General features: G+C 36.5%; 21 protein-coding genes. 5 read left to right on the top strand and 16 right to left on the bottom strand.

From position 1 onward, the window contains the following. From ilvB to OO013_RS04650, 10 genes are all read right to left on the bottom strand, one after another. Positions 1 to 1,740: a biosynthetic-type acetolactate synthase large subunit gene (ilvB, locus tag OO013_RS04605; protein WP_266055503.1), complete on the bottom strand. Its 1,740-nt coding sequence runs from the start codon at positions 1,738 to 1,740 to the stop codon at positions 1 to 3. Positions 1,741 to 1,742: 2 nt separating this feature from the next. Continuing rightward, positions 1,743 to 3,416, bottom strand: a complete 1,674-nt coding sequence (gene ilvD, locus OO013_RS04610) for a dihydroxy-acid dehydratase (RefSeq protein ID WP_266055504.1) — start codon at positions 3,414 to 3,416, stop codon at positions 1,743 to 1,745. 9 nt (positions 3,417 to 3,425) lie between these two features. Then, a complete protein-coding gene (locus OO013_RS04615; protein ID WP_266055505.1) occupies positions 3,426 to 4,316 on the bottom strand; it encodes a branched-chain amino acid transaminase in 891 nt (296 codons plus the stop codon). Between the two features lie 441 nt (positions 4,317 to 4,757). Continuing rightward, positions 4,758 to 5,465, bottom strand: coding sequence for a hypothetical protein (locus tag OO013_RS04620; protein WP_266055506.1), 708 nt, complete (start codon positions 5,463 to 5,465; stop codon positions 4,758 to 4,760). 92 nt (positions 5,466 to 5,557) lie between these two features. After that, positions 5,558 to 7,783, bottom strand: coding sequence for a S9 family peptidase (locus OO013_RS04625; RefSeq protein ID WP_266055507.1), 2,226 nt, complete (start codon positions 7,781 to 7,783; stop codon positions 5,558 to 5,560). A gap of 175 nt (positions 7,784 to 7,958) precedes the next feature. Further along, a complete protein-coding gene (locus OO013_RS04630; RefSeq protein WP_266055508.1) occupies positions 7,959 to 9,599 on the bottom strand; it encodes a right-handed parallel beta-helix repeat-containing protein in 1,641 nt (546 codons plus the stop codon). Between the two features lie 157 nt (positions 9,600 to 9,756). Next, a complete protein-coding gene (locus OO013_RS04635; protein WP_266055509.1) occupies positions 9,757 to 10,137 on the bottom strand; it encodes a group III truncated hemoglobin in 381 nt (126 codons plus the stop codon). After that, on the bottom strand, positions 10,127 to 10,855 hold the full coding sequence (locus OO013_RS04640) for a Mut7-C RNAse domain-containing protein (RefSeq protein WP_266055510.1): 729 nt from the start codon (positions 10,853 to 10,855) through the stop codon (positions 10,127 to 10,129). The genes OO013_RS04635 and OO013_RS04640 overlap by 11 nt, the downstream gene beginning before the upstream one ends. Before the next feature lie 99 nt (positions 10,856 to 10,954). After that, complete coding sequence (locus OO013_RS04645) at positions 10,955 to 11,356, bottom strand: DUF805 domain-containing protein (protein ID WP_266055511.1); 402 nt, start codon at positions 11,354 to 11,356, stop codon at positions 10,955 to 10,957. Between the two features lie 94 nt (positions 11,357 to 11,450). After that, positions 11,451 to 11,858 (bottom strand): DUF805 domain-containing protein, encoded by a 408-nt coding sequence (locus tag OO013_RS04650; protein WP_266055512.1) that lies wholly within the window; start codon positions 11,856 to 11,858, stop codon positions 11,451 to 11,453. 218 nt (positions 11,859 to 12,076) lie between these two features. On the opposite strand from OO013_RS04650, the gene OO013_RS04655 reads away from it, so the two are divergent. From OO013_RS04655 to OO013_RS04665, 3 genes are all read left to right on the top strand, one after another. Next, entirely contained in the window at positions 12,077 to 13,279 is a 1,203-nt protein-coding gene (locus OO013_RS04655; RefSeq protein ID WP_266055513.1) for an MFS transporter, read from the top strand. A 107-nt stretch (positions 13,280 to 13,386) separates the two neighbouring features. Further along, complete coding sequence (locus OO013_RS04660) at positions 13,387 to 13,881, top strand: BON domain-containing protein (protein WP_266055514.1); 495 nt, start codon at positions 13,387 to 13,389, stop codon at positions 13,879 to 13,881. Positions 13,882 to 13,884: 3 nt separating this feature from the next. Further along, positions 13,885 to 14,250, top strand: coding sequence for a LysM peptidoglycan-binding domain-containing protein (locus OO013_RS04665; RefSeq protein ID WP_266055515.1), 366 nt, complete (start codon positions 13,885 to 13,887; stop codon positions 14,248 to 14,250). A gap of 50 nt (positions 14,251 to 14,300) precedes the next feature. Here OO013_RS04665 and OO013_RS04670 read toward each other — a convergent pair whose 3' ends face one another. From OO013_RS04670 to OO013_RS04680, 3 genes are all read right to left on the bottom strand, one after another. Continuing rightward, the gene (locus tag OO013_RS04670) at positions 14,301 to 15,203 is read right to left on the bottom strand and encodes a YihY/virulence factor BrkB family protein (protein ID WP_266055516.1); all 903 of its coding nucleotides are present in this window, start codon (positions 15,201 to 15,203) and stop codon (positions 14,301 to 14,303) included. Between the two features lie 30 nt (positions 15,204 to 15,233). Next, a complete protein-coding gene (locus OO013_RS04675; protein WP_266055517.1) occupies positions 15,234 to 15,944 on the bottom strand; it encodes an SDR family oxidoreductase in 711 nt (236 codons plus the stop codon). Positions 15,945 to 16,082: 138 nt separating this feature from the next. After that, on the bottom strand, positions 16,083 to 16,670 hold the full coding sequence (locus tag OO013_RS04680; protein ID WP_266055518.1) for an LURP-one-related family protein: 588 nt from the start codon (positions 16,668 to 16,670) through the stop codon (positions 16,083 to 16,085). Positions 16,671 to 16,883: 213 nt separating this feature from the next. On the opposite strand from OO013_RS04680, the gene OO013_RS04685 reads away from it, so the two are divergent. Both OO013_RS04685 and OO013_RS04690 read left to right on the top strand, forming a co-directional pair. Beyond that, positions 16,884 to 18,314 carry an NADP-dependent isocitrate dehydrogenase gene (locus tag OO013_RS04685; protein ID WP_266055520.1) on the top strand — a complete coding sequence of 477 codons (1,431 nt, stop codon included), beginning with the start codon at positions 16,884 to 16,886 and terminating at the stop codon, positions 18,312 to 18,314. Between the two features lie 8 nt (positions 18,315 to 18,322). Further along, positions 18,323 to 19,150: a DUF6671 family protein gene (locus OO013_RS04690; protein WP_266055521.1), complete on the top strand. Its 828-nt coding sequence runs from the start codon at positions 18,323 to 18,325 to the stop codon at positions 19,148 to 19,150. A gap of 43 nt (positions 19,151 to 19,193) precedes the next feature. On the opposite strand, the gene OO013_RS04695 is transcribed toward OO013_RS04690, so the two are convergent. The 3 genes from OO013_RS04695 to dxs form a co-directional block, all read right to left on the bottom strand. Next, positions 19,194 to 20,540: a TlpA family protein disulfide reductase gene (locus tag OO013_RS04695; protein ID WP_266055523.1), complete on the bottom strand. Its 1,347-nt coding sequence runs from the start codon at positions 20,538 to 20,540 to the stop codon at positions 19,194 to 19,196. A gap of 139 nt (positions 20,541 to 20,679) precedes the next feature. Next, on the bottom strand, positions 20,680 to 21,462 hold the full coding sequence (locus tag OO013_RS04700; RefSeq protein WP_266055524.1) for an alpha/beta fold hydrolase: 783 nt from the start codon (positions 21,460 to 21,462) through the stop codon (positions 20,680 to 20,682). A 19-nt stretch (positions 21,463 to 21,481) separates the two neighbouring features. Continuing rightward, the gene (gene dxs, locus OO013_RS04705) at positions 21,482 to 23,404 is read right to left on the bottom strand and encodes a 1-deoxy-D-xylulose-5-phosphate synthase (RefSeq protein WP_266055525.1); all 1,923 of its coding nucleotides are present in this window, start codon (positions 23,402 to 23,404) and stop codon (positions 21,482 to 21,484) included. Positions 23,405 to 23,439: the final 35 nt, after the last annotated feature.

The following is a 23,439-nucleotide window of genomic DNA, read 5'->3' on the forward strand; positions in this document are numbered from 1 at the left end:
TTAACCCAGTAAAATGTTAGAAACTGACTCACCGGTAGGGATCATTGGGAATACATTTTCTTCTTTCTCAACCTCAACCTCCATTAAATATGGACCATTATGTTCCATCATTGCTTCCAGAGATCCTCGTAAGTCCTCTCTTTCTGTTACTTTCTTCCCTTTGATACTATATCCTTCTGCAATTTTTATGAAATCTGGATTGGTCATCTCAGTGCTGCTATATCTTTTTGCAAAAAACAATTGTTGCCATTGACGAACCATTCCCAGAAAGTTGTTATTAAGGATTACGATTTTCACAGGGATATTGTACTGAAAGATCGTGCCAAGTTCCTGGATAGACATCTGAATACCTCCATCACCGATAATGGCTATCACCTCACGGTCATCTTCACCAAGTCTTGCGCCAATAGCAGCAGGTAATGCAAAACCCATTGTGCCAAGCCCACCTGAAGTTATATTGCTCCTGCGGCTTTTGAATTGGTAATATCGTGATGTTACCATTTGATGCTGACCTACATCTGTGACAATTACAGCATTCCCGTCTGTTATACTTGAAAGCTGTTCCACCACCTCAGCCATTTTGATTTGGCCACTTTCAGGGAACTTTTCTTTCTTAGTTATTTTTTCGTACTCAATCTTTTCGCATTCCCTGAATTCCTGCAGCCATTCAGCATGCATATTTGGTTTAATATGCTCGGTCAGTGCCTGAAGTGCTTCTTTGGCATCTGCATGGATTGAAACATCAGTTTTGACATTCTTGTCTATTTCAGCTTCATCGATCTCAATGTGAATGACCTTTGCCTGTTTTGCATACCTGGTAAGATCCCCCGTTACACGGTCATCGAATCTCATACCCACAGCTATCAATACATCACATTCATTCGTTTTTATATTAGGTCCGTAGTTTCCGTGCATTCCCAGGTAACCAACATATAATGGATGATCGGGAGGGAAAGCAGATAAACCAAGTAATGTGCTTGCTGCTGGTATTTGTGCTTTTTCAGCAAAACTTAATAGTTCTTTTTGAGCATCAGCAATAATTACTCCCTGCCCGAATACTATATATGGTTTCTTTGCCTCATTTATAAGACTGGCTGCTGCCAGAACTTCTTTAGGTTTAATTACCGGCTTAGGCTGGTAGCTCCTAATATTGATGCATTTTTTATATTCATAAATAAATTTACTGACCTGTGCATCTTTTGTGATGTCAATTAAAACAGGTCCGGGGCGTCCGCTTTTAGCTATGTAGAATGCTTTTGCAATAACCTCGGGGATTTCTGAAGCATCGGTGATCTGGTAATTCCATTTTGTTACAGGCATAGAAATTCCGACTACATCGGTTTCCTGAAAAGCATCAGTTCCCAATAGAGGAGCAAAGACCTGGCCGGTTATACAAACAACAGGGGTTGAGTCGATCTGTGCATCAGCTATCCCTGTTATTAAATTTGTTGCACCGGGACCTGAAGTAGCAAGGCAAACTCCTGGTTTACCTGAGACACGAGCATATCCCTGGGCTGCATGAACAGCTCCCTGTTCGTGTCTTACAAGATAGTGTTTAAATGTGTCCTGGAAATCATACAGCGCATCGTAGACAGGCATGATCGCTCCGCCGGGATAACCAAATACAGTATCCACCCCTTCATTTATCAAGGATAAAATAATGGCCTGGGCACCGGATATTTCCGTGCCTTCAAACTGGTTTATCTTTTCAGGTTTGCTTATTTCCGTTGCTGTTTCCATAATTAACTATCGGTTACGCAGCCTTGATCTGCCGGTGCTACACTTTTGGCGTATTTGTATAAAATTCCAGATGTTTTTTTCAGAGGAGGTGCTGTCCATTTTTTCCTTCTCTGATTAATTTCTTCATTAGTTAGATCGGCGGAAATAGTTTTGCCGATTCCATCAATCGTTATTTTATCTCCATCTTTTAGTAATGCGATCAAACCACCTTCCTGAGCTTCGGGCGTGATATGTCCTACCACAAATCCGTGTGTGCCTCCGGAAAATCGACCATCTGTGATAAGAGCGACTTCTTTCCCAAGTCCTGCACCCATAATGGCAGAGGTTGGCTTTAGCATTTCGGGCATTCCCGGGCCACCTTTCGGGCCTTCATATCTGATCACTACTACATCTCCTGCTTTTACTTTGCCATCTCTGATTCCATCATTTGCTTCATATTCACTATTGAACACTCTTGCAGTTCCGGTAAATTGTTCGCCTTCTTTTCCTGTTATTTTAGCAACAGCGCCATTTTCTGCAAGGTTTCCATGGAGTATAGCAAGATGACCTTCCTTTTTTACAGGGTTTTTTACAGGATGTATTATTTCCTGCCCTTCTTTGAGTGGAGGTACATCACTGAGATTCTCAGCTAATGTTTTTCCAGTTATAGTCAGACAATCCCCTGTGAGTAAACCTTCAGAAAGAAGCATTTTCATTACAGCGGGAGTTCCACCAACTTTATGAAGGTCTTCCATTACATATTTTCCGCTTGGTTTAAGGTCTGCCAGAAATGGTGTCTTGCTGTTTATTTCTTTTATATCATTAAGTGTGAAGGGTATTTCAAATGCCTTTGCAACAGCGATCATGTGTAATACTGCATTGGTAGATCCACCAAGTGCAATGATCAATCTGAAAGCGTTTTCAAAAGATTCTCTTGAAACAATATCTCTCGGTTTTAGATCCTTTTCCAGCAGGAATTTTAGTGCTCTTCCGGCATTTAAACATTCATCAGTTTTTTCCTTTCCTTCAGCAGGATTAGACGAAGAAAATGGAAGGGTTAATCCCATTGCCTCCATTGCTGAAGCCATAGTGTTAGCCGTGTACATACCACCACATGCACCCGGGCCCGGGCAAGCATTCATTACTACTCCTTCAAAATCTTTTTCATCAATTGTGCCGGCAAATTTCTGGCCCAGAGCCTCAAATGCTGAAACAACATCAAGCTTTTTGTTTTTATAACATCCGGGTTTAATTGTTCCACCATACACAAGAACGGCAGGACGATTAAGCCTTCCAGCTGCTATCATTGCACCCGGCATATTTTTGTCACACCCGACTACTGCAGCAAATCCATCATAATTCATTCCGGATACTACCGTTTCAATACTATCAGCAATGATGTCTCTGCTTGGTAGAGAATATCTCATACCATCAGTTCCCATAGAAATACCATCAGAAACACCAATAGTATTAAATATGAGTCCGATTAAATCTTTTTCTAAAGTGCCTTTTTTGACTTCGACTGCAAGATCATTCAGATGCATGTTGCAGGGATTACCTTCATAACCCGTGCTGACTATACCGACTTGTGGTTTTGTAAGATCTTCCTTAGTAAGCCCGATCGCATGAAGCATAGCTTGAGCGGCCGGTTGCGTAGGATCCTGCGTAACCGCTTTACTGTATTTGTTTAATGTCATTTTGATTTTTTAAACCAGGTTAAATGCTGTTAGGTGGTCTTTTGTAACTTTTCTGCGATACATTAAAAAGAGGCTGTAACCGATGCTTTCTTTCCATGGAATTTGCATTTCCCTCCCTTCTATGGATTTAATGCCGGTTACCTCAATTGCGGTACCTGTAAAAAATGCACTGTCTGCATCAAGAATTTCTTCTGGTCTGATGTCTTTTTCTACGATTTTGAATCCTGTTTCATTTGCCAGGTCTATAATCGTCTGCCTGGTAATGCCTGGCATTATATATCCTTTTTTAGGAGTATAAAGCACTTCATCCTTCTCATAGAAAAAATTCGCTGCAGGACCTTGAGCGATAAACCCGTTCATATCCAACATTAATGCCTCATCATATCCTTTGTCGCGGGCATCATTAGAGGCAAGGATGGAATTAACATAATTGCCAACCACCTTTGACTCAATGTGAGCACCCGCAGGATTTAATTTTTCATACTTGCTGATATTAACATTAAGAGGCTCCTCACCCAGGTAATTGTTCCATTCCCATGCTGCCATTAAAAAATGGGCTGCAGGAGCAGTTCTCAAACCCATATAAGGTCCGGCGTAGATCAATGGTCTGATATATGCATTTTGAAGTTTGTTCTTTTTCAGTAATTCGTAAGCTAGTTCAGTGAGCTCAGTTGAACTAAAAGGAAAATTTAAATGATGCTTTTTTGCAGAATTAATCAGCCTGTCAAAATGCCTGTTAGGTTTGAAGATCTTTGGACCTTCGTCAGTTTTGTAAGCCCTCATGCCTTCAAATACTCCCAGGCCGTAATGCATGGTCTGATTATAAAGACTTACTTCGGCATCTTCTGCTTTTCGCCACTCGCCGTCAAATAATACGATGCTTTTTTTAGAGAAATACATATATCCTTCACATTTATTATGGTAACAATCTTCTTAAAATAAAAAGCCGTCTCGGTTGGGAGAACGGCTTTTGATACTACAATAACATCTCCCTGGTCAATGCCCTCCGACAATGATCACAATGTTTACCAGGATAATAAGGATGTTATTTGCTTTCATCATTTCAATTTAACCTTTATGCTTAATACAATATTAAGTGTTGGTGTTTACTCTAACAAGCAAAATATTAGTTTTTTAAAATTATTAAACGCAGAATATTAATTTACTAACACTTGTTAGTGAAGAATATAATTCTAAATCAATAAAAAACAGGAGCTATTTTGAATATGTGTTAATGAAAGCAGGTTGTGAATTGATAGAAATGAAAACTTTGTAAAAAAACACTGGAAACGTAACCGTATTGGAAATTATATGCCTAACGAATGTTCAATTACTCAATTTTTAATCATTTTCAGAAAGTTTGGCCACCTGGAAGGATTTCTTTTCGGTGTGACCACAGTATTTGCATTTGAAAGACTTGATTAGTTTTCCTTCAGATGAAAGGCTGGGGGGGACAACAAGGTCTTCTTTTTCGACTTTAAAAGTATTGTAATTGCATTCAGGACATCTTGATGCAATTAGATGGCCCTGGTACTTTTCTATCATGGTATATCCGGTTTCTTCATCAATCCAGACATCGTAATCAACAGAATAAACATTTTCTTCGATCTGCATACCTTCATCCAGGTAAACATCTTCTTCATCTTCATCAAGAAGTTTCATTCTTCTGCCAGTTTTTGGAGAAATTCTGGGCTTATATCTTAATCTTTTAAGTCGTTTTTCGAGATGAAAGGGATAGTAAAATTTAAGATATGATTTGATGACTACGCTCAGGATGAGCCCGGTCATTACTGTGAGGAAAATCCTTACAAGCCACCATAGTAGATCTTTACCTTCAAAAAAAGTGTTTACAAAAAAAGCGAGTGATATGATTACTGAATATAATCCGTATTCTAAGGTACGAACTTCATGTTTACTAATGTATTCGTAAGCTTGCTTTGGAGATAAAAAAAAATTCACTTTAATGATATGGTACACAAAAATTAAAAATGATATACCAAGAAATATCAGCCCACTAATAGCTAAAAAATCAGTCCACTCTTCAAACATGAAAATTCAGATTTAAATGATTAAACCGAAAATAGCAAAAAAAATAATAGCGGGAAAGAAATAATTCAAACCCGCTATTTAATTTTGTTTTGTTAAGGTTTTGAAGAAGATTCTACTGACAGGGTCTGTCCCTTTTTCAGGTTATTGTTTAAATAATTTGTTATCATTTCAAACAGGTGTAACCTTGTGTTTCCTCCGTAGATTCCATGGTTTTTTCCTGGATAATAAAAAGAATCAAATTGCTTACCTTGCTTAATCAGTTCATTTTGAAGATCGACCGCATTCTGAAAATGCACATTATCATCAGCAGTACCATGGATAAGTAAATAATTGCCTTTTAATTTTGACGCATGAGTAATCGGGCTATTATCATCATATCCAGATGCATTATCTTGTGGTCTCTGTAAATATCTTTCAGTATAGATGGTGTCATAATACCTCCATGTAGTCACCGGAGCAACCGCAATAGCTGTATTAAAAACATCATTACCAATAAATAAACATAAAGATGACATGTAGCCTCCGTAGCTCCATCCGAATATTCCTATTTGTGAGGCGTCAACATAATCTTTTTTCGCCAGGTATTTCGCAGCGTAGATTTGATCCTGCACTTCGTATTTACCAAGGTTTTTATAAGTCACATGTTTAAAATCTCTTCCTCTTCCTCCAGTTCCGCGATTATCAACACTAACTACAATATAACCTTGTTGAGCCAGGTAGTGAAACCATCTTTCTCTTGAGCCACCTGCTCTGTTTGTAACAGTCTGACTTCCCGGCCCTCCATAAACATACATTAAAACCGGATATTTTTTGTTTGGATCAAAATCTGCAGGCAGAATTTCATATCCATTTAATTTTATACCTTCAGGTGTTTCGAAAGAAAAGAATGAATGTTGACCCTGATAATATTTCTCATTTAATTTTTGTAGCTTTTTGTTATCTTCCAATACCGCCATTGGTTCAGACTGACCTGCTTTGTAAAGTCTGTATAAGCCAGGGTGATCTACCGAAGAATAATTTGCTATGTAGTATTCAAAGTCAGGACTGAAATTTGCACCATGCCAGCCACTTTCTTCAGATAATTGTTTTTTCTTTTTTCCATTTATTTTTATGCTGTATAAATGGTTTTCAAGAGGAGAAACTTCTCTGGATGAAAAATAAAGGGTTTTTGTGTTTTCATCATATCCATAAAGTGATGATACTTCCCATTCTCCCTCAGTAACCTGTCTTATCTCATTCCCTTTCATATCGTAGAGATAGATGTGTTTGAACCCTGATTTTTCACTTGGCTTTAAAAACTGCTCACCATTAGCAAGAAAGATCAATTCATCGGTGTATTCAATATCTACGTATGTATCACTTTTTTCTTCAAGGATAGTCTTTGTGTTGCCTTCATTGTCAGCTAACATCATTTCCAAATGGTTTTGATGTCTGTTTAATCTGATAAAAGCAAGCTCAGAGCCTGGTGTCCAGTAAAATCTTGGGATATAAATATCTTTCTCTTCACCTAGATCTATTAAGGTGTTTTTACCAGTTTTCACATTGTAAGCAGATAGGCTGATTTCACTATTTTTTTCCCCTGCTTTTGGGTATTTGAATTTATAGTCTTCCGGATATAAAGGTCCCCATTTTTGCATATTATATTCTTTGACGTCTTCTTCATCAAAGCTTAAGTATGCAATACTTTCACTGTCCGGAGACCATTTGAAGGCTTTTGCAAAACCAAACTCTTCCTCATAGACCCAGTCAGCTGCTCCGTGAATAAGCTTATTGAATTCTCCATCTTCTGTTATGGCAGTTGTTTCACCAGAAGACACATCAAAAATGTATAAATTATTTTCCTTGACATACGCTACTTTTTCACCATCTGGTGAATAGGTGGCATAACTAATTTTTTCACTTTTTTCTAATGGTAAAAGTTCTTTTGTTTCTCTGTCATATAAGTAATATTCAGCCTTATATGATCTTCTGTATATTGATTCTCTGTTGGCTTGTAGTAAAAGTTTTGACTCGTCAGCACTAAAAGAATAGCTGGAAAAGGAAAGGAAACTTCCGTCATCTAACTTGAGGTCCTTACTATCAACAATAGTTTCAATAACTTTATCAGTAAGGATGTCAGATTTTACAACTTTACGTCCTTTTGAAGAATTTTCTAATTTAGAATAATAACGGCCATCATTCATCCAGTTTACACCATATACCCCTTTTGGGTAGAATTTGCCACTATAGTGAATATCTTCAAGAGTTAACGGTTTTACCTGGGCATTTATAAAAAATACAGGTAAGCTTAATAGTACTAAAAGAAAAATGCTTCTCATGATTTATTTATAAGATTACTTAGAATAGTATTATTTCAAGTTAAATTAACTCTGTAATCTACTTTAATAGTGTTTTATTTTCAATTTATTAAGGAGGGAAAAATTGTTTATGTACTTTATGAAATAAAAAAAAGGAGTTGATGAGCTCAACTCCTTTTGATTAGAATTTAAGAATTTAATGGCTTTGAACCCAGTTACGTAAAGGCTCCCAAAATTCATTTGGAGCATTTGTAGCCATAAGCAGATCGGCATGCCCAAAATCTAATTCCGGGTTATCAGGATAAAATTTTATCATTAGGTTTTCTATGTCTGTACTTGATGTTAGTGTAGGTGTTAATAGTGTTGATTTCCCACTTCCTCCATGAGCGCTTACATTAAAGATAGGTAAACTTATATCCTCTAGATTTTGATCGATAAATGTTTCTTTTTCACCACATTCACATTCAAATATGTCTAACAGAATCTTAAAAGGCATATAAGGTCCTGAATCGAATTCTGCCAGCAGAGATAGCCATCTTTCTGTTTCTGTATAATTCAAACCGACTGGGATTGGGCCATCGTAAATTCCGGCAACGAAATGCCATGTCGGTGTTGCAGAGGGACCTAAAGCATAAGTGTTGGCACCTATGAACAATATAAATTGTAAATTGGTAAATGAAGGGATGGCCGGAGAAATACCGTCAGGGTCAGTTATCGCCAATTGAGCTAATGGAGTTAAATTAAGTGATCTGAAATAAATACCATCTTCTATTGCATTTGCTGCTTCAATGCCTCTTATACAGGAAGATTCTCTGGAGGCTGCAAAATCTTCACTATATTTAATTGGCTGATCAACAGGTATCATACCTTTAATATTTCTTCTGGCATTATTAATTGTTGTTTCATATCCTGCGGCGCCATACAATACAGCTGACCCATAGCTAAATCCCATTAGGTTCATTTTACCAAACCCCTGTTTTGTTATTCCGCTAATTATACGGGCAATTTTCATAGCTTTTTCCAGATGCTGTACATCTCTTTCAATACCCCAGTCTTTCATAAAACTCAGATCTGAGGTCTCTGCTGGAACCCTGGTCCATGCCATATCAATTCCCCAGACATCAACATCTGATTTGGCAAGATAAATCGGTAAGGATGTAGCTTCTGAAATTGTGGAGGCTCCTGCTTTAAGAAATATGTCGACAAAATTTTGATTCGCGCCATGAACCATGAATATTTCACCCAAAGTTGGAATTGGCTTGTTAGATGATTCTCTGATCAACCGGTGGATATTTATATAGTCATAGTCTTTGTTTCCTAATCTTACACTGAAAACATAATGTGCAATATCTCCGGCTAGTATTTCTTTTGTGTAGGAGATAAACCGTTTGTTTCTCTTGGTATCAAATTGTAATTGTTTGATTTCTGGTGAATCAGAATAATTTTCTAACTTGACATTGTGCAGATAAAGATTTTGAACGTTTGAATTGGGGAAAATTGAAACCGCTGAATTTTCAGGATTTTTAATTAATACTTGTCCTGCCCCAAAAAGAGTGATATTATTTACGCTTACGGATACAGGTAGATCATATGTACCAGGTGCTAATAGAATTAAATCTCCGGGTTTACAATCTTTTAATGCATTCTGCAAGGATGCACTGTTTTCTACGATTAAATCTGGAATTCGGTCTAGCTTGTCAAATAGATCGTTGAAGGAAATTGTTTGTTGATTTGCATTTTCAATTTCCTGGAAGGCTTCCTTATCGGTTGAGCAACCGATTAAAATGAATGACATCAGAAATACAATCTGATATACTATTTTGTGGTAATTTTTCATGATTATATTTGGTGTAATTAGTGTAGCTTTTTCTTATCATGAATTGTCAAAACACGGGGATTGAGGTGAGAAGCCCTTGGATATGCTGATTGTTTTGACTTAGTAAATTTACGAAAAATTACTACCTTATTAATGAGAATAGTGAGGAATAATAGGGTTATGCCTGGATTATTTTGAATTTCATTAAGCCGGCTATTTGTTCGGCTCTGGAAATTGCTTCTTCAGATTTTTTACCTTTAAAATTATCGTTAATCGTTTCTTTCCATAATTGCAACCACCGTTCAAAATGTATTGGCTTCAGCGGTTCCTTTTCATTGATTTTAAAATGAGGAGTCATCGGATTTCCCGAATAATTTCTCCCTCCTAATAATACAGATTCCCAGAAATCAAACATGACTGGCATGTGTTTATCAAAATCCAGTTTGACAACTTCTGTGAAAAAGTGGCCTATGGTTTTATCTTTTAATACGCGTTTATAAAATGCTGTAACAAGCTTTTCAATATCTTCACGACTTTCTATGTCCTTTTTATTTTCCATGGCTTTGTATGAGATCAAGAATTTGCTTTTCCATTCGCTTAAAATGTGATCCTTTCCAGAAAACTTTATCACACTTTTTGCAAATATAGAATTCATCGAATCGATCTGCGATATCATTATCTAATTTATCTCTGACTTGTTCAACTTGAACTTTAGAAAGAGGAGAATTACAAGTCATACATCTTGTGAAAGGTTGGATATGATGGGTTAATCCCCAAAAATTCACAACTTCTCTAAGCTGTTGATGTTTTTCAGTAGAGCGAACATAGTAATAAGCAGGATCTGGAGTATTTTTTATTAGCTTATCCCTGGTTAGGACTATCCGTTTTTCAGTACTGGCTATCTGTCTTATTTCTTCATCCAGATAATCATTTTTGTATAATGTGTCAAAACCAAGCATCCTCAGATATCTTGATAATTTTCCCAGGTGTGCGTCCAAAACAAATTTATATTCAAGATTCTGACCTTCTTCATAAATGGTTCTAAAGTGAGGATATATACTTATCCGGTCGTGTTCATTGAGTTCAGTGTTCAGATTGGCGGGGTTTCCATTGATAAGTAATTTCCCAATTTCAAAAACAGGAATTCTAAAGGCCATTATACATTCCCTTACGGTTACAGGAGTTTTAAATGTTACTTTAAAGCTTTTTTGTTTTTGATTATTATTTAAAAAATCATTTAGAATAGAATAAAAACGGAAAGTGAATTGTTTTTGCATTATTAAACACCCAGCTTTTTTTATGTTCAAAAAGTTAGGCGATATAAATAAAAAAAGCACAGGAAGAACCTGTGCTTTTTATTCATTTATTAATTCTGTTTATGCATCAGCAACTAAGTTATCTTCAGCGGTAAATGTATTGTTTTTAGGATCTTCACCATATTTATTTGATCCTGAATCGCCTTCTCTGGCAAACCATACTATCAAAATAATTGAACCAATCAAAGGAATCAATGAGATTAGAATTGACCATCCTGATTTATTTATGTCATGCAACCTTCGAACACCAGCTGCTAAGGAAGGAATGATAATAAATATATTATAAGCTAAATAAATATATCCATAAGGAACAAAGTCAAATGTTAAGCCTAAAAGATTATCTAAACCTGTTGCGATAACTATGAAAAGAATGTTGAATAAAACAAACATCCAATATTCCTTCCTTCTTGCTCTTCCACTAAAATTAGCATAATTCTGTAATACTTGTAAATACCATTTCATACTTAAAATATTTAAAAAAAATCTCCCTACTCGTATGGCTTTTCGGTAACGCCCCGTTTGCAATGGTTTCTGGACTCCATGATGTGTTTTTTATTTAGTTCGTGTTTGCAATAATATTGTCATAAGCACTGAAATCTTTTATGACTTTAGGGTCGTCTCCATACTTATTGGTTCGTCGATCTCCTTCTAGCGCCATAAGAACCAGAAAAATAATTGAGCCTATTCCTGGGATAAAAATAACCAAATAAGCCAGCCCAGATTTCCCTGTATCATGTAATCTTCTTACCGCCACTGCAATAGATGGAATGAGTGAAGCAAGGTAATAGGTTATGAATAGTAAGCCTGATATATAAAGACCTGATTCATTGGCAAATATTAAGCCTCCAAATGCTAATATTAATGAGACAATAATATGAAAAAGGAAGAACATCCAATATTCTTTCCTTCTGGCTCTTCCTTTAAATTGAGCGTACTTTTTGAATGCTAAAAAATACCATTCCATAAAAAATGACTAAAAAAATAATTCCTACTCTTATGGCTTTTCGGTAACGCCCCGTTTGTAATGGTTTCTGGACTCCAATAAAAATAAGTGTTTGAATTTATTATCTCAATTTTATAAAGTCAAATAAAAAATTTATTAAGTGATATAAAGCACGTAACATATTATAAAAAAAAGCCATCTTTTCGGGTTTTGAATTTTAAGTATATATTTTCGTATTAATGAATAAATCTATAAAGCACGGCTTAAAAGCTAATTGGCAACAATTTTTAATTCTTGTCCTGATCAATGCTTTTGTAGGGGGTATGGTAGGCCTTGAACGTACTATCTTTCCTGAATATGCCGAAAGTGAATTTGGTTTAAAATCCAGTACTGCCTTTTTATCTTTTATATTGGCTTTTGGAATTACAAAGGCTATTGCTAATTACTTTACCGGAAGATTATCAAATAGGCTTGGCAGAAAAAAACTCCTGATTATTGGTTGGATGTTCGCTATACCTGTCCCAATAATCCTGATATTTGCCAATCAATGGTATTTAGTTGTTATCGCTAACATATTTCTGGGTATTAATCAGGGGCTTGCCTGGAGTAGCACAGTTATAATGAAAATTGATCTGGTTGGTCAAAAGGAGCGAGGTCTGGCTATGGGTTTTAATGAAGCTGCAGGATACCTGGCTGTTGGGGTAGTAGCGTTTTTAACAGGATATATAGCTAACCAATATGGAGTTACTCCATATCCTTTTTATTTAGGGATAGGAATAGCAATATTGGGACTTGGGTTATCAGTATTTTTCGCAAAAGATACCTCTGAGTTTGCTGAGCATGAAAAACCGGAACCTTCACACACTCATCAAGGAAATGTTTTTGTTGAAACTTCATTTAAAAGTAAGACACTTAGTTCTGTAACTCAGGCTGGGTTAGTTAATAACCTTAATGACGGGATGGTGTGGGGGCTTTTGCCTGCGCTTCTGTTTTCAATGGATTACAATAGTGAGCAAACCGGAATAGTAACAGCTCTTTACCCTGCGATATGGGGTATCGGCCAATTATTTACCGGAAAAATGGCTGATGTTTTTTCGCATAAGAAAATGCTTTTTTACGGAATGGGCTTACAGGGACTAGTAATTGTGTTGTTCGGTTTTATACAGGAATATTATCTCTTTGTAACACTGTCAGTTTTATTGGGTGTAGGAACTGCCCTGGTTTACCCCACATTCCTTACTGCAATTGCAAACAATACGAAGCCTGTTCAAAGAGCAGAATCCATAGGGGTTTTTCGTTTGTGGAGGGATATGGGGTATGCAATTGGAGCACTACTATCAGGAGTAATTGCTGATTTGATGGGAATGAACTATTCTATCCTGGCAATTGGAATTTTGACAATTTTTTCTTCACTGGTGATTAAGTTTCGAATGCCTTCCTAATAGAGTTAATTATAAGTTTTTTAATAGATTTTTTGGGAAAACAATTGTGATTTTCCGTGAAATTAACTTGGGATTTGATTAAATTTTATCAACAAAAGGAAAAACTTATGATGCGACCAAAATACAGACCAATATTTATTTTAGTGATACTAATTATGGCTGCTTGCGGGCCGAGTGATGGAGAACTTACTGAAGCTGTGAGAGCTGAACTTGAAGGGGTGGAAGGTCTGGAAAATGTTGAAGTGGCAGTCGATGCCGGTATTGCTCAGCTAACCGGGCAGGTTGAGAGCGAAGAAATGAAAGAAACGGCCGGAGGAATTGCAGAGAATGTCAAAGGTATCACAGAAGTGGCTAATTCTATTATTGTAGATGTTTCGATGGATGATACTGTTGATTCAGTTTCGATGTCGGATAGTGAATTGAAGGAGAAAGTAAAAGCAAACTTCCAGGAATATCAGCTTGATAATATCAATATTGAGGTTGATAACGGGGTAGTTACACTTACCGGAGAAATTCGCGAGGAGGAACTGCATGAAGTAATGAGTGCTGCAATGGAGTCAGGAGCAGATAAAGTGATTAATAAATTAACCGTAACTGAGTAAACGATGGATTTAGAATCAAAATATAAGTCAGTATTAGATCTTGCCCGTGACCACGTTCAGGATCTTAAAGTAGAAGAAGAAAGAGATGTATTAAAAATAACCGGTAAAGCAACAGAGGAAAATAAGCAAAAGCTCTGGAACGAATACAAAAAAATTGATCCGGATATGCGTGATGGCGATATAATAATAAATATCGAATCAGCTAATTATGATGAGGTTTATGAAGTTCAACCAGGTGATAGCCTGAGTAAAATTGGAGAGAAATACGGAATATCCTGGAAAACTATTTATGAATTAAATAAAGAAACCATTCCTAATCCCGATGTGATCTTTCCTGGTCAAAAAATACAAATACCAAAAAAAGATTAAGGCTACTACACACGTAAAGAAATGCAGGAGGATTATTCTTCCTGCTTTTTTTATGCTTCAAGCTCGACGGTCTCTACTTTTATTCGTTCTGCATTTTTAGCAGGATATATTTTGTCTTTTTTACTTAAAGTGTAAATGTAGATAAAACTCGCCCCAAAATAGACGATAAACGAACTGTAGAAAATAAATAATAAGATAATAATTACTGAGGTTGATGTCTCAAAAATGTTATTGATATTACTGTTGATAAGAAATGTCTCAAGAAGGTATTTACCTATTGTAAGCAACACTGCAGTAAATATCGATCCAACAATAATATTTTTCCATTTTACCCGAGCACTTGGCAGGAAGCGATAAATCATTGCAAACCAAATAGTAAGGAAGAATATACTTGTAAGCTTTGAGCCAATGGAAACTAAAATTTCATTGAATTCTGTAAAATTTAAAAAGGAATTGATATTGGCGGAGACGAAACTGTCTAATGCAGATGAAACAATAAATAGAATACCGGTTAGAATAATAATACCTAACCCAATGGCTCTGTTTAAAAGGGTGTATTTTATTTTTTTTCTGCTGGTAGTTCTGACTTTCCAGATTTGATTTATTGAAAGGGTTACAACCTTAAATAAATTGGTTGCAACAAAGATCAGAAATGCAAAACCTGCATAGGTGATCCAGGGTTCGCTGGCCAGTTCCTGGAAATTTGAAGCTATTGTCCTCATTTGGCTGGCAACAGATTCCCCGAAATACTCATCAATCTTTGTTACTATTGAATAAATAAAATCTTCATTTTTAAAATACAGACTCAGAATATTTGCAGTTATGATAATGGTAGGTGGAATAGAAAAAACTGTAAAGAAAGCTGTAGATGAAGCTAACATCAGTGGATTGTTAGCGCCAAAGTTTTTCGCTGTCTTTTTAAGTATACTTAATATCTGTTTACCATTGAACATATAAATGAAAGTATTCTGAGTCAGTATAACTTATTTAGATGGAGGAGTAGTAGGTCTGACCTCAATTTTGCTAGGTAAAGTTCGCTGGTCTAGTTGAAGAAGATCGACTGTCATTTGTCCAAGGTCTTCAGGTTGGATCTTCCAGGCATCATCAGGGTTTGGTGTATGATCATTAAAATGACTGGTTACCGAACCCGGCATGATGGTCGTAACTTTCACCCCATACTGCCTTAAATCAAGCATTACTGCCTGGCTAAATCCGACAAGTCCGAATTTACTTGCATTATATGCGGAACCACTTGCGAAGAAATTAGTTCCTGCAAGGCTCGCTATTGTTATAAAATAACCTTTAGATTTTTTTAAACTTTCAACTGTAGCTTTTATGGTATAAAAAACTCCGGTTAGATTAGTGTCTAACGTTTGGTTCCACTGGTCTGGAGTTAGTTCTTCGATCGAGGCAAAATGTCCGACTCCTGCATTTGCAATTACAACATCAATTTGCCCCCACTTATCGATTATTTGATTCACTGCTTTTTGCTGTGATTCCAAACTCCTGACATCCGATTCTAACGGTAAGACATTATCAGGGCCAAGTTTTTGTGCAGCTTCATCTGCTGCATCTTGTGATCTACTGGTGATGGCTACCTTGAGGCCGCTATTTAATAATGCCTCAGCAATACCATATCCAATACCTTTACTTCCTCCGGTTACCAGGGCTACTTTTCCTTTAAGGTCTTTCATAATTTGTTGATCGTTTGTTTATAAGACTTAATTAAAAAACGCATCATAATCAAGATAGTTTTGTCTCTGGACTAATAATAGCCATAAAAAAAGCCCGAAAAACTTTGTTTTCGGGCTTTAGTATCTAAAGTAATATCACTATTCTTTTAAAACCATATCAATACACATCACAGCAGCAAGAATAAGAAGTCTGATCTTATTGTCTTGTGGGACACTGTCATTGATCTTTAAAACATAGTTGTCAGCGGATGTAAATAATTCTTTACCTAATCCTGCCCATTTTTTACTTACATGAGCAAATTCAAAATCATCTTTGATAAATTTAAAGTCCCAGGAAGTCCACTTACCTTTCAAGCTGCATAAATAATTGTCATTGGGATCCAATACATCAAATTTTCCGCCGATAGAAAAAAGCTTTTGTTTGAATTTACCGATCATTTCATCTTTCTCATCATAAACCTCTACCGTAGAAAGAAAGATCGATACACCTCTTTTGATCGTTACCACTTTATCTCCCTGGGGAGTTTTGATAGTGATATTGAATGGTGTCATTCTCTTATAATCAGTAAAGCGGAATAGTTTAGTGAAAAATCCAAGATCATCTTCTCTGCAATTAAGAGTTAGTTCCTGACTGTCAGGGTTGAAAATGTCATAGTTGTTGGCTGCTTTGAACATACCTACGTGTTCTTTTACCAAAAAAGTGTTCTGACTGAGTGCTGTGTTCATTTGATATATTTAATAAAAAAAATTAATGCTTTTGATTAATAGATGGTAGCCTATTAATAAACCAACCCCTATACTATTGATATATTTTTTATTTATTAAGTAATTCAGCGCTTAAAAACCAGGTCATAAATTTTGGAAATGCTTTTCATCAAAAACATTAATTTTTACATATGAATTAGACCCTTTTAATTTGCATAAACAAACATTAACGGTATGCAAAAGATTACAATAGCCAAAGGTGATGGGATAGGTCCTGAAATAATGGATGCGACCCTTAAAATTCTTAAAGCAGCAAATGCCCGGCTGGAATATGAGGAAATTGAGATTGGTGAAAAGGTGTATTTATCCGGTAATACAAGTGGTATCAGTAAGGATGCCTGGGAAAGCATAAGGAACAATAAAGTGTTTTTAAAGGCTCCGATTACAACACCACAGGGTGGAGGCTACAAAAGCCTGAATGTGACAATGAGAAAAGCCCTTGGCTTGTATGCTAACGTTCGTCCTTGCAGAAACTTTCATCCTTTTATCAAAACCAGGCATTCGGAGATGGATACTGTAATTATCAGGGAGAATGAAGAGGATCTCTATGCAGGTATTGAACACCAGCAAACAGATGAAGTAGTACAGTGTTTGAAGTTAATTACCCGACCGGGTTGCGAGCGCATTATCCGTTATGCCTTTGAATATGCCCGACAATATGGACGAAAGAAAGTAAGCTGCTTCACAAAGGACAACATTATGAAACAAACTGATGGATTGTTTCATAAGGTATTTAAAGAAATTTCTGCTGAATATCTGGATATTGAAACTGACCACTGGATCATCGATATCGGATCAGCAAGGTTGGCTGATACACCTGAAATATTCGATGTAATTGTCATGCCTAATTTATATGGTGATGTTGTTTCAGATATTGCTGCACAAATATCAGGTTCTGTAGGTTTAGCTGGTTCTGCAAATATAGGTTCCCAATGTGCCATGTTTGAAGCCATTCATGGCTCTGCACCACCAATTGCAGGAAAAAACATAGCTAATCCAACCGGATTATTAAAAGGTGCAATAATGATGCTTATCCATATTGGTCAGGTAGATATAGCTGAAAAAATAAATAATGCCTGGTTAAAAACCATAGAAGACGGAATTCATACCGAAGACATTTATCAGCCTGGTGTGACTTCAGAATTAGTGGGAACACGTGAATTTGGTGAGGCAGTTATCAATAACCTTGGGCAAAAGCCTACCTTTCTTGATGTGGAATCTTTTGGTAAGTCAGTCAAATTTGAAGTTCCTGAATACAGTCGGCCTGCAGCTAGGAAAAAGGAACTCAATGGCGTTGATGTGTTTGTTGACTGGAAAGGTCATGATCCTGAACAACTGGCTTCAATTCTGCAAAAGCTTAATGGTGATGTAAATCTGACAATGATTACAAACCGCGGGGTAAAAGTATGGCCAGAAGGGTTTTCTGAAACATTTTGTACTGACCATTGGCGATGCAGATATGAAAGAAATGGCCATCCGGTCTCGAATAAGCACATTGCAGAATTACTCAATAAAGCTTTTAATGAAGAGGTTGACGTAATCAAAACCGAAAACCTTTATAGCTTTGATGGAGAACGGAGGTATTCTCTTGGACAGGGACAGTAATCGCAAAAATGGAGTTTTTTAAGAATAGAACCGTAACCCTTGCTACCAAGCATAAAAAGGAGCGGGTGATCGGCCCGCTCCTAAACCATTTTCTAAAAACTGATTATTTAATCCCCGATGGTTTTGATACTGATGTTTTCGGGACTTTTTCAGGTGAGGTAGAAAGGCAGGGGACTCCTTTAGAGACTGCTCGTCAGAAGTGCTTGCAAGCAATGGAAATTACCGGGACAGATATTGCAATAGCAAGCGAAGGATCTTTTGGTATGCACCCCTCTCTTCCCTTTGTGAATTCTGATGAAGAATGGGTTTTACTTGTTGACAGGATAAATAATATTGAGGTTTTTGAAAAGGAATTATCAGTTTCAACAAATTATAATAGGAGCCTCGTTCAGAATTTCAATGAACTTCAGGAGTTTGCTGAACATGTTGGATTCCCGGAGCACGGACTGATCTTGAAGTCAACCGAAAAATGTTTCAAAGGAATTACAGATAAGGATATCCTTAACTTTCAGTTTGAGGAACTTTTGAAAAAGTCGGGTAAGGTGGAAGTGTTAACTGATATGAGAGCTAATTTCAATCCTTCCAGGATGGAGGTAATTAAAAAAGCCACTTATAAGTTGATGAGTCGATTAAAATGTCTTTGTCCTAAATGTAATGTACCCGGTTTCGGAATTACTGATTATGAAGCCGGACTTCCCTGCTCACTTTGTAGCTTTCCTACCTCCGGTATAAAAACTTATATTTATTCATGTGCTAACTGTGATTATGTGATTAAAGAAGCGAACAAGAATAAAAAGGCAGAAGATCCTACTTATTGCGATCAATGTAATCCATGAAAAAATGTTCAGATTAAGAACAAGATCAAGTGAATTAAAATTATCAGGAAACAGTTTTCATTAGAAATTCCTTTAGATCTTTTGAAGGGCCATCAAGATCGCTTTCAATAATTTTACCTTCAGGGTCAATTAATATGTATCTTGGTATTGATGGAATAAAGAATTTATTTCTGAAATGTTCGATTTTATCATTAGATATTTTGACATCAAGGCTATTATCGGGTAATCGTTGATTCTTGATATAGGATTGCCATTTATCAGTGTTTTTATCAACTGATACCATCAAAAACTGAATGTTTTTATCAGAAGTTTCTTCAGCTATTTTGATCAAGTCAGGTCTGTATTTTACACAAGGACCACACCATGTTGCCCACGCATCAATCAGGACATATTTTCCTTTATAATCTGATAATTGAATTTTTGTCCCTTCAATCGTAGTTGCATTGAAATCAAAGGCAGTTTTACCATTGTCTGAACTCTTTAGTGAATTTTTAAGACCTTTTAGAAGAAAAGAATATTTATTATCACTAAGGTTGCTTATCGCATTTTCCAGTATCTTACTTTCAAACAGATTTTGATGGGCTTTCCAGTACTCAGGGGATTCAATTAAATGTTTTAAATAAACAACCCGGTAAAGTTCTTCTAATTGCTCATTATCAGTCCTATCACCGATGTATTGATCAAAAGATTCATAATCTAATTTCAGATCAGATCGAAGATATTCTGTTTCGTATTTGTAAAGAACATTAGTCGGGGAGTACAACGAATAGTAGTTCCCATCATCTATCTGATCAATAAAATCATAATACTTTGATTTAGCCGGAATATCGTTCATCATCCGGCCGTAATAAAACAAAAAGGAATAAGCCCTTGCTTTATTTTGATGCTTTAACAAATTAATGATCTCAATACTTAATTCATTTTCAAAGGTCGAAATAACCTTTTCTCTTTTGTTTATCAGACTATCAAATAATCCTTTTACATGTGCAGGATCACTATTCCCGAATATTTCACGACCATGATGAGCACTTGTGAACATAAGGTTAGTTGATTTCCATAAATAATTTGCCAATGAATCTTGCAGGGAACCACTTATTGAAATTGAATCTTTATTTATTAGAATTGTTTTATTATCTCCTGGTGAGAAAACAGCTATTGCTTCGCCTTCTGAATAACTTGATGTAACAGTTGTTAGAATTGGTTTTTCAGTATCCAAAGAAACAGTATATGAAGTATCACTAATTTCTATCTTATTTATGATTTTATCGGTTGTGACCTCTTTAAGGTAGAGAGTCCCTTTCTCATTTTTGGCATCAATAGAAATATTTACACTATTTTTCTGGCATGACATTATCATTAATAAAATAAGAATAGATAAAAACGATCTCATTAGTTTAGAATATAGTTGAATTACTAAATAACTAAATATTTAGTTGAGTGTCAACATTTAGGTTGAAAAATTATGGGAATTCAGATGTGGGAATAAAAAAAGCCTCTAAAAGAGGCTAGCTAATTAATATTTTATGATCTTAATGTTGTAAAGCTTCAACTCTTTCTAAAAATCCCTTAATAAAGTTTTCTGTCTCAGCTTTTCTTTCATACATGCCCATATGACAGGTATTGTCAAGCATAACACAGTTATCAGCATGAAGATCTTCAATTTGATTCTCACTATGCATTCTAGGAACAGCGCTGTCTTCTGCTCCTGCGATAAACATGATTGGCTTTTTGAAATTTCTTAAAACATATCTTCTGTCTACCCTGTCACGCATGGCCTCGGTATATTCGATCAGAACTTCCTGGTCAACCTGTTTCCCAATCTCGACCATGTTATCAATAGTGTCTTTGAGTTCACTTCTATTTGAATAGTGAAAGAGTGGAGATACAAAAGAAGAAATAAACTTTTGGACACCATTATTTTTCACAAAGGAAATGACGTTATCCCTGGTTCCTTTTTTTTCGATTGTGTCTGCATAAGCTGTAGAGTGAAAAAGGCCAAGTGAAGCAAGTGATTCCGGATATTTATCTGCAATTGCCAAAGCAATGTATCCACCCAAAGAATGACCAATAAGATGAACATCTTCTAAGTGATGATGATCCATCCATGCTTTAATCACATCAGCGACTCTTTCTATTGAAATTTTCTCATCTAAAGGGTTTGATTTGCCAAAACCGGGGAGGTCAGGAGCCAACACACGATAATCCCTGCCTAATGTGTCGATCAGACCATTCCAGAGACTATTGTCTTCACAAAACCCATGTAATAATACTACTGCAGGACCCTTGCCTGCTTCCTGATGATAAATCGTCATGCAAATATAACGTGATCGATTAAGCTTTTGGTACAGTAATTTCTAATTGTTCCAGACATGTTTCATAAATACCTTCGGGATCATAGCCACATTCTTTATGTAGTTCTGGTTGTTCCCCGTGTTCAACAAGTCTGTCAGGTATGCCAAGTCTCTTTACCTTAGCTGAATAGCCATTTTCGGCCATAAATTCTAAAATTGCAGACCCGAATCCTCCAGGAAGACATCCATCTTCCACGGTGATTACTTTGTCATAATTTTTGAAAATATCATGAAGCAACTCTTCGTCCAGAGGTTTTACAAATCTCATGTCGTAATGACCGATTTCAATTCCTTGTTCAGAAAGTCTTTCTGTTACTTCCACAGCATAATTTCCTATATGGCCTATTGTTAAAATAGCCAGATCTTTACCCTGTTTGATGCAGCGACCGGTTCCAACTTCAATCTCTTTCATTGGAGTCCTCCAGTCAGGCATTACACCTTTCCCTCTTGGATATCTGATTGTAAAAGCACCTTCTCTAGGAAGTTGAGCTGTATACATCATATTTCTGAGTTCTGATTCATTCATTGGGGCCGCAACGACATTATTTGGTATGCATCGCATATAAGCCAGATCATATGCCCCGTGATGTGTTGCTCCGTCAGCTCCGGCTATTCCGGCTCTGTCAAGACAGAATATCACATGAAGATTTTGAATACATACATCGTGGATTACCTGGTCATATGCTCTTTGCATAAAACTCGAGTATATATTGCAAAATGGTATTTTACCTTGGGTAGCAAGTCCTGCAGAAAAAGTAACGGCATGTTGCTCTGCAATGTCCACATCAAAAGCCCTTTCAGGAATTGCTTCCATCATGATTTTCATGCTACTTCCAGATGGCATGGCCGGTGTGATACCGACGATATCTTTATTTTTCTCAGCTAATTCTACCAGTGTATGGCCAAAAACATCCTGATATTTAGGAGGCTGAGGCTTTTCGCTAGCTTTTTTATGAATTTCACCGGTAATTTTATCAAACGTCCCCGGTGCATGCCAGGTTGTTTGATTTCCGTCTTCGGCAGGCTTATATCCTTTTCCTTTACGGGTAACGCAATGAAGAATTTTTGGCCCAGGAATATCTTTAAGATCATTAAAGATCTCAACAAGATGATCAACATCATGGCCGTCTACAGGCCCGAAATATCTTAAATTAAACGATTCAAATAAATTGCTCTGTTTTAAAAGAAAAGACTTTATACTAGTTTCAACTTTAGAAACCACTTCTCTTGCATTCGGACCAAATTTGCTGATCTTTCCTAGGAGATGCCAAACATCATCTCTCATTTTATTATATGTATGAGAGGTTGTAATGTCAGTCAGGTAATCCTTTAATGCACCAACATTTGGATCGATAGACATGCAGTTGTCGTTCAGGACAATCGTAAGGTTAGAGTTAAGTACTCCAGCCTGGTTCATTCCTTCGAAAGCAATTCCACCAGTCATTGCTCCATCGCCAATAACTGCAATGTGTTGTTTATCTTTATTATTATCCAGTTTAGATGCTATTGACATCCCGAGAGCTGCAGATATAGAGGTGGAACTATGTCCAACACCAAAAGCATCATATTCACTTTCTTTAATCTTAGGAAAACCAGAAAGACCTCCGTACTTTCTATTAGTATGAAACTGATCTCTGCGGCCTGTGATTATTTTATGCCCGTATGCCTGATGGCCCACATCCCAGACTAATTGATCATCTGGTGTATTATATACATAATGTAAGGCAGTTGTTAATTCAACTACACCCAAGCTGGCTCCGAAGTGCCCACCATAAACCGAAACGCTATCTACGATAAATTGCCTGAGTTCATCACAAAAAGCTTTAAGCTGTGACTTGTCAAGTTTTTTTAAGTCTTCTGGGCTGTTTACTTCCGCCAGTAATTTGCCGGGCTTGATTAACATAGGGCTATTTTAAAATGTTTACAGCTTAAACTGTC

The organism is Mangrovivirga halotolerans (assembly GCF_026241165.1).
In the GTDB taxonomy this organism is placed as follows: Bacteria; Bacteroidota; Bacteroidia; order Cytophagales; family Cyclobacteriaceae; genus Mangrovivirga; species Mangrovivirga halotolerans.